Here is a 14,591-nt window from a genome sequence, read left to right as displayed (position 1 = left end):
CTCAATCATCAAATAGGGGTTCCGGATCGATCATCGCCGGGGAGTCTCGCTCAATCATCAAATAGGGGTCCCGGATCGATCACCGGGTGCTGCAGGGTGGTTCGGCCCGGGCTGCTCCTACTCACGGATCTCGATCTCGGTGCGTTCTTCCACCTGGACGACCGCCTCGGCGTAGCCGTGCACGTGCTTGGTCATCCGTCGGGTCGCGGCAGCCGAGTCGCCGGCCTTGATGGCATCGGTGATGGTCTTGTGCGCCTTGTACGTGGTCTTGCGGACCTCGTCGTCGACGAACGCCTTGTTCTCGGTGGAGCTGTAGATGGCGTTCGACAGCGCTGTCATGAAACCGGTGAGCAGTTCGTTGTGACTGGCGACGGCGACGCCGATATGCCAGTCGACGTTGGCCTGCAGGAACGCCTCGAGTGAGATGTCGAGGTCGTTGATCGTCTTGTTGGCGTTCTCCAGGACGGCGATGTCCTCGTCCTGGCGGTACTTCGCGGCCAGTCCTGCGCACGCAGGCTCGATGGCCTCACGGGTCTCGAGGAGATCGATGAGACGAAGCTGCTGGCCCCGGATCAGGAGGTTGACCGACGTCGCGACGGAGTCTCCGCCGGGCTGCTGGACGAACGCCCCACCCGAGCGGCCGGTCTTGATGGTCACCAGGCCCTGCACCTCGAGGATGCGCAATGCCTCACGGACCGTGGTGCGGCTCATCCGGGTCTGGGTGACCAGCTCGCGTTCCGGCGGCAGCGCCGTACCCGAGGGGAACTCGCCCCGGAGGATGCGTTCGCGCAGGTCATTGGCGAGGACGTCGGATGCCTTCGGTACCTGCATGGGCTGCAGTTGGACCGGGTGTCGTGCGACTGCGCTCGACTCGGGCATGAACAACCTGCTTTCTCCTGCATATGGTCTTACCTAATTTACCAGCACCCATGCGGGCGAGGCGAGATGGCAGCAGATCGTGTCTGTCGGATCACCCGTCGAGTCCGTCGGCCACCCCGATCGGGGGATGGGTGAGGGGATAAAGGGGGGAACTTCGCGGCTGGATCTGCCGCAAGCGGGTGTGACCTTCCTAACGTCGAGGCAGTCCGTCGGATCACCACTCCGACATCGACGGAAGGAAGACGATGACCACATTCGCGACGCCGACCCGCACCCAGGTCCCCGACGAGATCGCCCGCCGAATCGTGCTGCCGGAGGGACACAGTGACAACGCAGCGCTCTACGAGGCCTATCGATGGCTGCGGGAGAACGCACCGCTGGCCAAGGTGAGCGTCGACGGCTACGACGACCTCTGGCTGGTCACCAAGCACGCAGACCTGATGGAGATCGAACGTCAGCCCCAGATCTTCAGTGCCGGTGGCGGTGAGGAGAAGGGCACGCACAACCCGATGTGCGCGAATCAGGCCGGTGATGCCTTCACCAAGCAGCTGACCGGCGGCTCCCTGCGAATCCTCGATGCCCTGCCGTACCTCGACCCGCCGGAGCACAGCACGGTCAAGGACGTCGCCTTCGACTGGTTCCGGCCGGCGAACCTCAAGAAGTGGGAAGACCGGATCCGCGTCATCGCCAAGGATGCGGTGAGCCGATTGGCAGATGGGCCAAGGGATCTGGATGCTGTGCAGGACTTCGCGGTGTACTTTCCGCTGCACGTGATCATGACGCTGTTCGGGGTCCCCGAAGAGGACGAGCCGCGCATGATGGGCCTGACCCAGGAACTGTTCGGTACCGCCGACCCGGATGCCGCACGCGATGATGTCGAGCACCAGTCCGCGGATGCCGCAGCCCAGCAGTGGGCGGCGGCCATCGCCGACTTCTACGCCTACTTCGACACGCTGGTCGAGGATCGTCGCGCGAACCCCAAGGAAGATCTGGCCACTTTGATCGCCGTGGCGCGGCAGGAGGACGGCGAGTACTTCCCGAAGACCTTCGCCTACGGATGGTTCGTCGCCATCGCCACCGCCGGGCACGACACCACCGCGAGCACCATCGCGGGCATGCTCGAGCAGTTCGCGTTGCATCCGGAACTGCTCGAGACGGTTCGCACCGACCTCTCCCTGATCCCCAACCTGATGAACGAGGCACTCCGAATCGTCTCTCCGGTGAAGCAGTTCACTCGTATGGCGGTCGCCGATGCCGAGGTGCGCGGACAGCGGATCGAGACAGGCGACCGGCTGATGCTGCTGTTCCAGTCGGGCAACCGCGACGCCGAGGTCTTCGACGACCCGGACACCTTCCGTCTGGATCGCCGCCCGAACAAGCAGATCGCCTTCGGATACGGGCCCCACATGTGCATCGGACAGCACCTGGCGAAGCTGGAGATGCGTGTCTTCCTCGAGGAACTGCTCCCGCGCCTGACCAAGGTCGAACTCGCCGGTGAGCCCAAGATGATCCAGACCAACTTCGTCGGCGGACTGCGCCATCTTCCGGTGCATCTGACCCTCCGATGACATTGCCATCCACCCCGAACCCAACGAACCGAAGGAGGCGCTCATGCCGATCGTGACCTATCACCTCCCGGACGGAACCGCGACCGACGTCGACGTCCAGGTGGGGCAGACCATCATGGACGGATCGACCCGCAACAACCTGCCGGGAATCGTCGCCGAATGCGGCGGCAGTTGCTCCTGCGCCACCTGCCACGTGCACGTGGACGCGACCAGCAACGGTCTCTTCGCCGAGCCCGCCGAGGAGGAGACCGAACTGCTGGAGTTCCTCGACGGCGCATGCGACCGGTCGCGCCTGTCCTGTCAGCTCGTCGTCCCCGACACCGACGAGCGGATCGAGATCCACGTCGTCGACAGCCGTTGAGCGCCGGGGGACTGCGATGACCACAGACTCGATCGTCATCATCGGCGGCGGGCATGCCGGGGCCAATCTCGTTGCGCTGCTGCGCCAAGAGGGATTCACCGGTGATGTGGTGCTGCTCGGCGACGAATCCCATCAGCCCTATCATCGGCCCCCGTTGTCGAAGAAGTTCATGAGCAGCGGTGTGCGGCAGGACCTACGCCCCGACGACTTCTACGACGAGATGAAGATCGACCTGCGCCTGGACACCGTCGTCACCGAGATCGCACCCGAGAGAAGGGAAGTGATCACCGAATCCGGCGAACGCATCGGCTACGGATCCCTGGTGATCGCCACGGGTTCGCGGCCGCGGGCGCTGCCCTTGCCCGGCGCCGACGCCGACGGTGCGCTGACACTGCGGACCCTCGACGATGCGAGGGCGTTGCAGACCGCGGTCGAACGCGGTGGTCGACTGGTCATCATCGGCGGGGGATACATCGGCCTGGAGGTCGCCGCGGAGGTGCGTAAGCACGGACTTCCGGTGACGGTCCTCGAGCGTGAGGACCGGGTGCTGGCCCGCGTGGCCGGCCGGGAGTTCTCCGAAGCGCTGACCGCCCACCACCGGCAACTCGGCACACAGATCCTCACCGGCGTCGACGTCACCCGCATCCTCGTCGGTGATGTCGTCGGCGGTGGGGATCATGTCGGCGGTGGGGACCGCGTTTCCGGGGTGGAACTGGCAGACGGGCAACAGATCCCGTGTGATGCCATCCTGATCGGGATCGGTGCGATACCCAACGACGAGCTGGCCGTCGCCTGCGGCATCGCCTGCGACGGCGGCATCATCGTCGACGACGACGGACGGACCAGCCTCCCGGACGTCTACGCCATCGGCGACGTGACCCGCCGGCCGGTCGGCGGCGACACGATGCGGTTCGAGAGCATCCCCAGTGCGCTCGAACAGGCGAAACATGTTGCAGCCCAGCTGTGCCGGTCGGACAAGCCGGGTGCCGAGGTCCCGTGGTTCTGGTCCGATCAGTTCGATCTGAAACTCAAGATCGCCGGGCTCGTGCACCACGGGGTCACCACCGTGGTCCGTGGCGATCCCGGTGCCGGCAAGTTCGGGATCTTCCACCTCGACCGCGCCAACCGGGTGGTCGCTGTGGAAACAGCCAATGCCCCTGCGCTTTTCATGGCAGGTAAGCGTTTCATCGCCTCCGGGGCCGAGATGGACCCGGCCCGTCTGGGGGATGCGGACGCCGACATCCGCTCCTGCGCGGTGAGTGTGTGAACCGTCGATGAATCGGGGTTGACCGCGCCGGGTGCGCGGTCAACCCCGATCGACGTAGAGCGAGATGGCCTCGGATCTGTTCACCGCGCCGATCTTGCGCAGGATCTTCTTCACATGCGACTTCACCGTCTCGACCCCGATGAACAGCTGGTCGGCGATCTCGGCATTGGATGCGCCCGAGGCGATCAGACGCATCACCTCGGTCTCCCGGGTGGTGAGCCGCTGCTCGAGTGCCTCGTTGACCGGCAGCCGGGACAGGGTCTGCGCTCGGGGAGGCGAGACGACATCGCCGCCGATCTCGAAGTCGGTGCGCGTGACCCGTGCGGCATCCTCCACGATCCGCGACAGTGCCGCCCGGATGGTCTCCTGATGTCGCTGTGCCTTGTCCGACCATCGCTGCCGGGCGACGATCGCCGACACCGCAGTCTGGTACAGCGCGACGAAACCCAGGTCGAGGTCGTCGACGGCAAGCCGATCACGCCGTCCCACATGCAGAATCGCCACCGGTGCGTCCCCGACGACGATGGTGGCGAGCGCATACTCCTCGGCATCGAGGACGCCGGCCATCGGTGCGGCGATCCGGTCACGTGTCGCGAGCGACGGCCGAGGGTCCGCCGCCGCGAGACAGGCGGCTTCGGCGTCGTGCGGGTCGAGGTCGACGTCGAACGGCGCGACGTCCAACCGATCGGTGCCGGCGACCGCCAGCACCGACAGCCGATTCCCGGTCACCGCGGAGAACGCCGCCACCGCGAAGCCGGTGTGCCCGACCAGCTCGGTACAGACCTGGTGGGCCAGACCGTTACCGTCTGTCGGGGAACCGAGGCGGCGAAGCGAGGCCGCCAGGGACACCGCGGTGTGCTCGCGCTGTGCCGCCAGCGCGGTGCGCAGGTCCAGCTGCAATCTCAGGGATTCGGCGACCAGCGCGGTCACCTGACTGCCGGCCGTGTCCGCCGGGTCCGTCGCCATCGCGGCCTCGGTGGACCGTGCCGCGTCCTCGAGAAGGGCCGTCGGTGACGTGGCCTCCGGTGCTGCGGGCAGCGCCAGCAGCGCCCGCAACCGGCGGTCGGCGATCGCGAGCCGGGTCGCCAGCCGTGACGTGTTGCCCGGGGTGGCCGGGTCTGCGGGGTTCACCGGGGCTGCAGGCAGGCCTGGCTGCTCAGTTGCGCGAACCGGGCGACCGCTGCGGCCCGGCTCGTCGTCCCGAGCTTCTTCGAGATCTGCTTGAGATGTGATTTGACCGTCTCCTCGGAGATGACGAGGGCATACGCGATCTGGGCGTTGGTGGCGCCGGTCGCCATCTGTGTGAGCACCTCCCGCTCGCGGGCGGTGAGGAAGCCGCTGTTCGGGCCGGCCGACGACTCCGTGGGCCGGGCGAACCCGGGATCGGTCAGGGTGCGGTCGGTCTGGGGGCGATCGGCCAGGACGGGATCGGCTACCGGGCGGCGGTCGGGGGCCGGGGAACCGGCGATGTCGGAGAGCTCGGCGGTGATCTCACCGAAGACCTCGTCGACCCGGGCCGAGCTGCGCCGCAGCCGTTCTTCCAGGATGGCCCGCTCGAACACCGACGACAGGCACTCGCCGAGTGCACTGAGGATCGCGAGGTCGGAGTCGCGGACACGGCTCCTGTCGTTCGGCCGGTCGGCGTGCAGGATGCCGATGACCCGGCCCCTCGACATGATGGGTGCGGCCACGTATCCGTCGCAGTGGGCCACCTCGACGATGGTCTTGAAGGTGCGGCGGTCGTCGTCGGGGCGTGAACTCATCGCCGAGGTCCGGGTACGGACGATCTCGGTCTCCAGCGGTGCCTGGGCGAGCGGGATCCGGGCGCCGTCGACGTAGGACAGGAATGCCGAGCTCTCCGGACTGTCGTCGCATTCGATGTGCAGGTGTCGCGGGATCCACACCGCGGTCGCGATGGACGAGATCATCGCGCGACCGAAGGAGAGATTCCGGCAGATACGTTGCGGTACTTGATCGATCAGGCCGTCGGTGTCGGTCTCGATGAGATCGCCGACGATGCGCCGGACCTCGTCGGCGGCGTGGGCGGTCCGGACGGTGTCCTGGTGCAGGCGTCGCGTCTGATCCTGGTGGATGCGAAAGAGCAGGCGGCAGGCAACCATCTGCCGGTCGTCGTCCGGGTCGGCGTCGGCGAGAAACCGTTCGAGCCGGCGTCGTGTGTCGCCGAGCAGGACCGCCGGGTCACGCCGGATCTCGATGGTCCGGGAGTCCTGCAAAAACGCCAGGCTCTCGGCGACGAGCTGCCATGTCGTGTCGTCGGGCGCCGGGTGGACGGTCACGGGCGCTCCTTTCGATGAGACGTGGATCACTCCACAAACCATAGTGCACCCGATCGGCTCCGGTGTGCAAATGGTTGGACCAAGGCTGCCGGTTGCGTCCGGTCACCCTGTCGGGGGAGCGCAGGGTGGTCTTCGAGTGATCCTGCCGCAGACCCCTCGTCTGCGGCGATGCGACGTCCCTACCGTCGGCCCATGCGGAGTTGCCTTCCGGGCGCCGCGTACCGCCAGACATCACCCGTTTTCCCCAAGGAGTCAGTCCCCATGGATGTAACCGCTGTCGTCGTGCCGTCGGTCGGCGCCGAGTTCGAGCTGTCGACGGTCGACCTCGCCGACCCCGGTCCGGGTGAGGTGCGGATCAAGATCGCCGGCGTCGGACTCTGCCACACCGACCTCGCCGTCAAGGAAGGACACCTGCCGTTCCCGCTGCCGGGTGTGCTCGGTCACGAGGGCAGCGGGGTGATCGAGGCCGTCGGCCCCGGGGTCACCACGCTCGCCGTGGGCGACCGGGTCGCGGTGAGCTTCAACAGTTGCGGCGAGTGCAAGTGGTGCCGTCGGGACGAGCCGGCCAGTTGCGCAGCGTTCATGCCGTTGAACTTCGGCGGCGTACGACCGGACGGGACGTCGACGGTGAGCATCGGCGGAGCACCGGCCGGCGGTAACTTCTTCGGGCAGTCGTCGCTGGCCACCCATGCGATCGCCAACGTGCGCAACGTGGTCAGGGTCCCCGACGACGTCCCGCTGGAACTGGTCGGCCCGCTCGGCTGCGGTGTGCAGACGGGTGCGGGGGCGATCCTCAACTCCCTCGACGTCGAACCGGGTGCGAGTGTCGTGATCAGCGGTGCGGGATCGGTGGGGTTGTCGGCGGTGATGGCCGCCGCGGTCCGCAAGGCCGCCCACATCGTGGTGGTCGAGCCCAACGCGGACCGCCGCACGCTGGCGATCGAACTGGGTGCCACCGCCGCGATCGACCCCGCAGACGGTCCGGTCACCGAACAGCTGCGGGCCATCGTGCCCGACGGTTTCGACTACGCCGCCGACACCACGGCACTCGTCGGGGTGATCGGGGACCTGTTCGGGGCCATGGCCATTCGCGGTGTCATCGGGCTCATCGGGGTGCCCGCGGACCCGGAGGCCACCTTCGGGCTCCCGCTGGTTCCGGCGTCGGTGCTCGGCATCAGCGTCCGGGCGATCATCGAGGGCGACGCCGATCCGCAGACCTTCATCCCCCACCTGCTCGACCTGTACAAGCAGGGCGTCTTCCCCTTCGACAAGCTCATCACCACGATGCCGCTCGCCGAGGCCAACGAGGCGGTCAAGGCGCAGCTGACCGGCGAGGCCGTCAAGGTCGTCCTGCTCGCCGACTGACCGCCGGAACCCACAGCGCATCGAAGGAGAACCACATCATGAGCAGTACCACCGAACACAACGCCTTCTTCATCGGCGGGGAGTACCGGGCCCCGGCCGGGACCGGACGCATCACCGTGATCTCGCCGAACACCGAGGAGCCGATCGGGTCGGTACCCGACGGCACCGAGGCCGACATCGACGCGGCGGTGGCCGCGGCGCGGCAGGCGTTCACCGACAAGAGCGGCTGGGGCGGATGGTCCCCGGCGCAGCGGGCGGACGCGATGGAGCGACTGGCCGACGAACTCGACAAGCGGGCAGCCGATCTCGCCCAGGCGGTCAGTGCGCAGAACGGGATGCCGATCGCCATCGCCGGGCAACTCGAAGCGGTCTTCCCGCAGCTGTTGTTGCGCTACTACGCCGGTCTCGCCCGGGAGTACCCGTTCGAGGAGACCCGGCCCGGCCTCCTCGGTGGGTCCACGCTCGTCACCGCCGATCCGGTCGGTGTGGTGGGGGCGATCGTCCCGTGGAACTTCCCGCAGGCGCTCGCGGCGTTCAAGTACGCCCCGGGTCTGGCCGCCGGTGCCACCTTCGTGTTCAAGCCGTCGCCGGAGACCGTGTTCGACGCCTACACCCTGGCCGATGCCGTTGCGGCCGCGGGCATTCCCGACGGTGTGATCAACATCGTCCCCGGTGGCCGGGAGGTCGGCGCCTACCTGGTGTCCCATCCGGGTGTCGACAAGGTGGCGTTCACCGGCTCGACCGCCGCCGGCCGCACCATCTCCGAGGTCTGCGGGCGGCTCCTGCGCCCGGTGACCCTGGAACTGGGCGGGAAATCGGCGGCGATCATCCTCGACGACGCCGACCTCGACCTGACCAGGGTCGGTGAGCAGATCTTCTCGGCGACGCTGCTCAACAACGGCCAGACGTGCTTCCTCGGCACCCGAATCCTGGCTCCGCGCAGTCGGTACGACGAGGTGGTGCAGACCTTCGCGGGCCTCGCCGGATCGCTGCAGGTCGGCAGTGCCCTCGAGGCCACCACCCAGATCGGGCCGATGGTCTCGGCGCGTCAGCGTGAGCGTGTGGAGTCCTACATCGCCAAGGGCAAGGGTGACGGTGCCACCGTCGCGGCCGGTGGCGGGCGCCCGCAGGCGCTCGACCGCGGGTGGTTCGTCGAGCCCACCGTGTTCGCCGGCGTCGACAACAACCATGCGATCGCCCAGGAGGAGATCTTCGGCCCGGTGCTGTCGATCATCTCCTACGACGGCGACGACGACGCGGTTGCCATCGCGAACGCCAGTGACTACGGGCTCGGTGGATCGGTGTGGACCTCCGATCACGACCACGGCGTCTCGGTGGCGCGGCGGGTGGAGACCGGCTCGATCGGGATCAATGCCTACCTGCCGGACCCGACCGCGCCGTTCGGCGGTGTCAAGTCGTCCGGTCTGGGCCGGGAACTGGGGCCGGAGGGATTGGCCGCATATCTGGTGAAGAAGTCGGTGTATCTGTGAGTCGCCGACCGTCGGGTCCCCGGCGATAGCGGGGCGGCTCTCCGGAGGTGTCGATGCGGGTGAGGAGTGCGGATGCGCACCTCGCCCGCATCGTCGTATCCCGGCGAAGCGATACCGGCTTTTGGTATGACCAAAATAATGGTTGACTATGTCTGGACCCCAACGTTAGCGTCGACGCAGGAGGCCGCACACGGCCTCGGATGCGACCGTGAGATGCAAAGGATGAACATGGCAGATCAGGCACACGAAGTGGTGACGTGGCAGTCGACCTCGCCGGGGATTCTGGCGGTCACCCTGCAACGGCCGCCGGCCAACGCCCTCGGCATCCCGCTGCTCGACGGCCTGCACCTGGCGATGGACGCCGCCGAGAAGGCCGGCGACGTCAAGGTCATGGTGCTCTCGTCGGCGAACCCGGGCTTCTTCGCGGCGGGCGCCGACATCAAGCACCTCTCGTCCATCGACGCGCAGAGCTTCACCGCCTACGGGGACAAGATGCGCGAGGTCAACGACCGCCTCGCCGCCTCGCCCTGGATCTCCATCGCCGCGATCGACGGTGTGGCACTCGGCGGCGGCCTCGAACTCGCGATGGCCTGCACCCTGCGCGTGGCCGGACCGAACGGCAGGTTCGGCCTGCCCGAGGTGAAACTCGGACTGATCCCCGGTGCCGGTGGCACACAACGACTCCCGCGTCTCGTGGGTCGGGGGCGCGCCCTCGACATCATGCTGACCGCCCGCCAGGTACCCGCCGACGAGGCCTACCGGATCGGCCTGGTGGACCGGCTCACAGACGGCGACGTGGTGGCCGCGGCGAACGAGTTCGCCGACCGGCTCGTCGGTCCGTCACTGCCCGCCCAGCTGTCGGTGGTGCGGACCGTCGACGCCGCCTTCGACCTGCCGCTCGAGCAGGGCGCCCGATACGAGGTCGAGCAGATCCAGGCGCTGTTCGAGGACGGCGAGGCCGCCGAGGGCATCCGGGCGTTCGTGGACAAGCGCAAGCCGCAGTTCCGCTGACCCGATCACATACCGATTCGCCGTCCTGACAAGGAGTCCGAGGATGAAGACACTCGACCGCACTTTCGAGACCCTCCGCGCCGAGGAGGTCAAGCCGGGCATCGTGCTCGTCACACTGAACCGGCCCGACCGGTACAACGCGATGACCAACACGATGTTCGTGGAACTCGAACAGCTCGCGTGGGGGCTCGGCGACGAGGACGACCTGCGCGTGGTGATCCTCACCGGTGCGGGCAAGGCGTTCTGTTCCGGCTACGACCTCGCCGATGCCGACGACCTGCCCCACCTCGGGGCGCTGGGCATGCTCGACCAGCAGGAGCGTGCCGCACGTGCGCTGTCGGCGATCCGCTCGGTGCGGGTCCCGGTGATCGCCGCGGTCAACGGTGCCGCCGCGGGCGGTGGTTTCTCCCTGGCCCTGGCCGCCGACATCCGGATCGGCAGCGCGCAGGCCAAGTTCAACGCGGCCTTCGTCCGGATCGGACTGTCCGCCGGTGATCTCGGCACGTCCTGGTTGCTCACCCGGCTGATCGGGCCGGCCAAGACCAGCGAGATCTGTTTCACCGGCCGCGTCGTCGCCGCCGAGGAGGCCGCCGATCTCGGGCTGGTCAACTGGATCAGCGAGGACGACGTCGTCGCCGACGCGCTGGGGCTCGCCGAACAGATCGTGGCCAATTCGCCGGGTGGGGTGCAGCTGTCCAAGCGTGCGCTGCAGGCCAACCTCGAGGTAGGCTCGTATGCCGCCGCACTCGAACTGGAGAACCGCGGACAGGCCCTGCTCACCCGCAGTGCCGACATGCCGGAGGCGCTGGCCGCGTTCAAGGAGAAGCGCCCGCCGGTCTTCCAGGGCAACTGACGCACACCACACTCCACCCATCCCAGCAGAGCAGGCGCAGATGACCATCGACTTCCCCTCACTCGACACCCTCTCCTTCACCGAGGCCGAACCCGGTATCGGCATCCTGCGGATGAACCGCCCGCAGCGGATGAACTCGCAGACCGTCGCGATGTTCCACGAGTACCTCGCGGCGGGTCGCGCCCTGCGGGACAGCGGACTCCGCGCCCTGATCGTCACCGGTGCCGGCGAGCGCGCGTTCTGCGCCGGATTCGACCTCGACGAGATCTCGGTGATCACCGAGATGGGGGTCCGCGAGTTCCTGAAATTCCAGGAGACCGCGACCGGCGGCATCCAGGCGATCCGACACCTGCCGTTCCCGGTGATCGCCGCCATCCACGGTCCGGCCACCGGCGGTGGTTTCGCTCTCGCGCTGGCCGCCGACATCCGGCTCGCCGCGCCCACGGCGAAGCTCAGCGCCGCGTTCGTCAAGGTGGGGCTGTCGATGGGCGAGTTGGGCACGTCCTACAACCTCGCCCGTCTGGTGGGCCCGGCACGTGCCGCCGAGATCGGTTTCACCGCACGCATCGTCGAGGCGGCGGAGGCCCTGAGGATCGGCCTGGTCAACCAGGTGATCCCCACCGAGGACCTGCTCGACGAGGCGCTGGCCATGGCGCGCCTGATCGCCCAGAACTCTCCCGGCGGGGTCCGGATGTCGAAGCGGGCGATCCAGCGCAACACCGAGATCGGCTCGTACGAGGCGGCGCTGGAGCTGGAGAACCGCGGGCAGGCGCTGCTCACCCGCACCGACGACATGCCCGAGGCATTGGCGGCGTTCAAGCAGAAGCGCGCGCCCGAGTTCACGGGGCGATGACGAGATGAGCTGGGACTGGAGCGAGACCGATCTCGCGCGACTTCAGGAATTCCTCTCCGAGCGGGGAATCCTGAACGGCCCCATCACGACCCGCCGGATCGGTGACGGGCATTCGAACCTCACCTTCCTGGTGTCCGGCGGGGATTCCCGTGTCGTCGTGCGCCGCCCGCCGCCCCCGCCGATTCCGCCCGGCGCCAACGACATGCTGCGCGAGGCGCGGGTGATGTCGGCGTTGAGCGCCACCGCCGTCCCGGTGCCGGAGGTCCTCGCCGTCGCCGAGGAGGGTGAGGTGCTCGACGTCCCGCTCTACGTCATGGGTTTCGCGCCGGGGCCGGTCGTCACCACCTCGACGCCGGCACCGCTGGACACGCCCGAACACCGTCGGGAGACGGCCCACGATCTCGTCGACACACTCATCGCACTGCACGATGTCGACTGGCGTGCAGTGGGTTTGGGCGACCTCGGCCGTCCGGAGGGCTTCAATGCGCGGCACGTGGCACGCATGCGCCGACTCGTCGCCGACGAGAACGGGAATGCGCCCACGGAGTTCGCCGACGTCGATGCATGGCTGTTGGCCAATACGCCACCCGAGTCGGATGCGACGTTGATCCACTGCGACTTCCGGATCGGCAACGTCGTCCTGGAACCCGGCGCACCGGGACGCATCGCCGCCGTGCTCGACTGGGAACTGTGCACGCTCGGTGACCCGCTGCTCGACATCGGCTACTTCCTCGCCACCGTCCCCGAGGCCGGCCACACGCCCAACCCCACCGCCGAACTGGGAACCGCGATGCTCGAGGACGGCTATCCGACGCGTGCCGAGCTCCGCGACCGCTACGCGCAGCGCAGCGGACGTGATCTCAAACATCTCTCGTGGTACACCACGCTGGCGTTGTGGAAACTGGCGGTGCTCTACGAGTACAGCCGCCGACGTGTCGACGACGGGATCGGCGATCCCTACTATGCCGATCCCGCCCTGGTCACCGCCTTCCTCGCCGACGCACGGCGCGAGGCCGGACTCCCCACACCCGTCGTGGCCGACGCCTGACCCATCGATCGACCACAACCCCGACACACAGGATGGACCCTGCAGTGACTGGCAATCAACCCCTGGTACGCAACGACTTCCATGATCGTCTGGTCACCCCCGGGCAGGCCGGACTCCCCGACAGGTTCTTCGACCGGTTCGTCTTCAACCTGCACGCCGAGGATGCGCAGTCGCCGTCGGTGCTCCTCGGATTCGGCATGTACCCCGCCAAGGACACCGCCGATGGATTCGTGGTGGTCTCCGATCGCACCGAACAACGCAACCTGCGGTACTCGACCGAACTCTCGGCCACCGAGGGCGACGGCGCCGGACCCTTCCGGTTCGAGGTGGTCGAACCCAACTCCGTCTGGCGGTTGTCCCTGGACGACAACCCGATCGGTGTGGAGTTCGATCTCACCTGGCGGGCTCGCACACCCGCATGGTTCGGGACCGTTGCGGTGGCCAACGCGACCGACGAGTCGACGGAGTTCGAGCATCTCTTCCAGTCCGGCCGGTACGACGGCACGCTCACCATCGACGGTGTCACGCAGGCCGTGGACGGCTGGTACGGGCAGCGCGATCGTTCGAGGGGGGTCCGGACGATGGCCGGCGGGCAGGGCCTGCACATCTGGTATCAGGCCCAGTTCCCCGACTATTCGATCGGCTTCCTGCTGGTCGAGACCCGCGGCCACGATCGCCTGCTGCTCGAGGGCGCGGTGATGCACGAGAGTGGACTGGTCGACCCGATCATCGATGTTCGGCATCGCCTCACCTTCGACGAGAACCGTGATCTGGTGGAGGGGATCGTCGTGGTGGACACCGAATCCGGGAGTTCGTTCGAGGTCTCCGCGGATGCCCGGGCGGGTGGCGGCTACATGGCCGGTGCCGGATACGGCGGACACCACGGCAAGCAGCTCGGGATCGACCACGTCGAGTCCGATCGGTATCGGCTCGACGGCTCGGTCAATCCCAACACCCTGGACTCTGCGCTCACCGATCGTCTGTGCACCTTCGCATGTGACGGCCGGCAGGGGAGCGGGATCTTCGAGTTCGCGCTCACCCGTAGCCGGTCGTACCAGTACACGCCGTCGGTGTGACCGGCGTGGCCATCTCTCCTCGGGAGATGGCCACGCGTCCGCCGTGGCCGGGCGGGTCCGCATCGTCGCGGCCCCGCCGGCCCGTGCGGTGTCGTTGTCGGTTCGGGGTGTCTCGGCTCGGGGCCTTGCCCGGTATCGACTAACTCGGGGACAACTGCCGGGAGAGATGACCCGCATCCCAGTACGCCGCAACGGATACCGCCCTTCCGTGCTCGTCGACTCCCCAGACGTCCATCCCGGCGACCTCGAAGCTGCGCCCCGACGGGGCCTCACCGGGGCGGTACCCGACTCCCGAGTCGGAGCCGGTCATGATCCATTCCTGGGCGACGGTTCGAGCGACCTCGTCGACCAGGGGACGGCCGACCGGTTCGAATCGCAGGTCCGGGAATGCCTCCCACCCGAAGAGGAGGAAACCTCGGGCTCCCTCGCGGGAGGTCAGGGGAGTGGGCAGCAATGGGTCGGTCCATCGCAGCGTCGGCGCGAAGGCGTCGAGCGCCTGTGGCTCTATTGATCTTTCTGTTGG

At 67.8% G+C, this 14,591-nt stretch carries 14 protein-coding genes; 10 read left to right on the top strand and 4 right to left on the bottom strand.

From position 1 onward, the window contains the following. Positions 1 to 117 precede the first annotated feature (117 nt). Positions 118 to 879, bottom strand: coding sequence for a FadR/GntR family transcriptional regulator (locus tag GD1_RS22295; RefSeq protein ID WP_059039650.1), 762 nt, complete (start codon positions 877 to 879; stop codon positions 118 to 120). A 245-nt stretch (positions 880 to 1,124) separates the two neighbouring features. On the opposite strand from GD1_RS22295, the gene GD1_RS22290 reads away from it, so the two are divergent. The 3 genes from GD1_RS22290 to GD1_RS22280 are packed head-to-tail and all read left to right on the top strand — an operon-like array spanning position 1,125 to position 4,075. Then, complete coding sequence (locus tag GD1_RS22290; RefSeq protein WP_059039647.1) at positions 1,125 to 2,447, top strand: cytochrome P450; 1,323 nt, start codon at positions 1,125 to 1,127, stop codon at positions 2,445 to 2,447. A 43-nt stretch (positions 2,448 to 2,490) separates the two neighbouring features. Further along, complete coding sequence (locus GD1_RS22285) at positions 2,491 to 2,808, top strand: 2Fe-2S iron-sulfur cluster-binding protein (protein ID WP_020792120.1); 318 nt, start codon at positions 2,491 to 2,493, stop codon at positions 2,806 to 2,808. Between the two features lie 16 nt (positions 2,809 to 2,824). Beyond that, entirely contained in the window at positions 2,825 to 4,075 is a 1,251-nt protein-coding gene (locus tag GD1_RS22280; RefSeq protein ID WP_059039645.1) for an NAD(P)/FAD-dependent oxidoreductase, read from the top strand. A 39-nt stretch (positions 4,076 to 4,114) separates the two neighbouring features. Here GD1_RS22280 and GD1_RS22275 read toward each other — a convergent pair whose 3' ends face one another. Continuing rightward, on the bottom strand, positions 4,115 to 5,206 hold the full coding sequence (locus tag GD1_RS22275; RefSeq protein ID WP_157079587.1) for a response regulator transcription factor: 1,092 nt from the start codon (positions 5,204 to 5,206) through the stop codon (positions 4,115 to 4,117). After that, entirely contained in the window at positions 5,203 to 6,372 is a 1,170-nt protein-coding gene (locus tag GD1_RS22270; protein WP_059039644.1) for a LuxR C-terminal-related transcriptional regulator, read from the bottom strand. Before GD1_RS22270 ends, GD1_RS22275 begins: the two co-directional genes overlap by 4 nt. Positions 6,373 to 6,633: 261 nt before the next feature. Here GD1_RS22270 and GD1_RS22265 point away from each other — a divergent pair, with 261 nt between their 5' ends. From GD1_RS22265 to GD1_RS22235, 7 genes are all read left to right on the top strand, one after another. Then, positions 6,634 to 7,737, top strand: coding sequence for an NAD(P)-dependent alcohol dehydrogenase (locus GD1_RS22265; RefSeq protein ID WP_059039642.1), 1,104 nt, complete (start codon positions 6,634 to 6,636; stop codon positions 7,735 to 7,737). 38 nt (positions 7,738 to 7,775) lie between these two features. After that, positions 7,776 to 9,227: an aldehyde dehydrogenase gene (locus GD1_RS22260; protein WP_059039640.1), complete on the top strand. Its 1,452-nt coding sequence runs from the start codon at positions 7,776 to 7,778 to the stop codon at positions 9,225 to 9,227. A gap of 228 nt (positions 9,228 to 9,455) precedes the next feature. Next, positions 9,456 to 10,238: an enoyl-CoA hydratase/isomerase family protein gene (locus tag GD1_RS22255; RefSeq protein WP_059039638.1), complete on the top strand. Its 783-nt coding sequence runs from the start codon at positions 9,456 to 9,458 to the stop codon at positions 10,236 to 10,238. Positions 10,239 to 10,281: 43 nt separating this feature from the next. After that, positions 10,282 to 11,091 (top strand): enoyl-CoA hydratase/isomerase family protein, encoded by an 810-nt coding sequence (locus tag GD1_RS22250; protein WP_053777325.1) that lies wholly within the window; start codon positions 10,282 to 10,284, stop codon positions 11,089 to 11,091. Between the two features lie 40 nt (positions 11,092 to 11,131). Next, complete coding sequence (locus GD1_RS22245) at positions 11,132 to 11,944, top strand: enoyl-CoA hydratase/isomerase family protein (RefSeq protein WP_053777324.1); 813 nt, start codon at positions 11,132 to 11,134, stop codon at positions 11,942 to 11,944. A 4-nt stretch (positions 11,945 to 11,948) separates the two neighbouring features. Then, the gene (locus tag GD1_RS22240) at positions 11,949 to 12,992 is read left to right on the top strand and encodes a phosphotransferase family protein (protein WP_059039636.1); all 1,044 of its coding nucleotides are present in this window, start codon (positions 11,949 to 11,951) and stop codon (positions 12,990 to 12,992) included. A gap of 32 nt (positions 12,993 to 13,024) precedes the next feature. Beyond that, entirely contained in the window at positions 13,025 to 14,068 is a 1,044-nt protein-coding gene (locus tag GD1_RS22235; protein WP_059039635.1) for an Rv3169 family protein, read from the top strand. 139 nt (positions 14,069 to 14,207) lie between these two features. On the opposite strand, the gene GD1_RS22230 is transcribed toward GD1_RS22235, so the two are convergent. Beyond that, on the bottom strand, positions 14,208 to 14,591 hold a 384-nt coding region (locus GD1_RS22230; protein WP_059039633.1), incomplete at its 5' end, for a nuclear transport factor 2 family protein.

The sequence above is a fragment of the Gordonia desulfuricans NBRC 100010 genome, from assembly GCF_001485495.1.
Classification (GTDB): Bacteria; Actinomycetota; Actinomycetes; order Mycobacteriales; family Mycobacteriaceae; genus Gordonia; species Gordonia desulfuricans.
Note: the sequence above shows the minus strand (reverse complement) of the source record. Positions and strands in the feature narration are given on the sequence as shown.

Bases quoted from the DNA above. Each gene is read 5' to 3' on its own strand.
- GD1_RS22295 (WP_059039650.1), bottom strand. From the start codon at position 879: ATGCCCGAGTCGAGCGCAGTCGCACGACACCCGGTCCAACTGCAGCCC.
- GD1_RS22290 (WP_059039647.1), top strand. From the start codon at position 1,125: ATGACCACATTCGCGACGCCGACCCGCACCCAGGTCCCCGACGAGATC.
- GD1_RS22285 (WP_020792120.1), top strand. From the start codon at position 2,491: ATGCCGATCGTGACCTATCACCTCCCGGACGGAACCGCGACCGACGTC.
- GD1_RS22280 (WP_059039645.1), top strand. From the start codon at position 2,825: ATGACCACAGACTCGATCGTCATCATCGGCGGCGGGCATGCCGGGGCC.
- GD1_RS22265 (WP_059039642.1), top strand. From the start codon at position 6,634: ATGGATGTAACCGCTGTCGTCGTGCCGTCGGTCGGCGCCGAGTTCGAG.
- GD1_RS22260 (WP_059039640.1), top strand. From the start codon at position 7,776: ATGAGCAGTACCACCGAACACAACGCCTTCTTCATCGGCGGGGAGTAC.
- GD1_RS22255 (WP_059039638.1), top strand. From the start codon at position 9,456: ATGGCAGATCAGGCACACGAAGTGGTGACGTGGCAGTCGACCTCGCCG.
- GD1_RS22250 (WP_053777325.1), top strand. From the start codon at position 10,282: ATGAAGACACTCGACCGCACTTTCGAGACCCTCCGCGCCGAGGAGGTC.
- GD1_RS22245 (WP_053777324.1), top strand. From the start codon at position 11,132: ATGACCATCGACTTCCCCTCACTCGACACCCTCTCCTTCACCGAGGCC.
- GD1_RS22240 (WP_059039636.1), top strand. From the start codon at position 11,949: ATGAGCTGGGACTGGAGCGAGACCGATCTCGCGCGACTTCAGGAATTC.
- GD1_RS22235 (WP_059039635.1), top strand. From the start codon at position 13,025: ATGGACCCTGCAGTGACTGGCAATCAACCCCTGGTACGCAACGACTTC.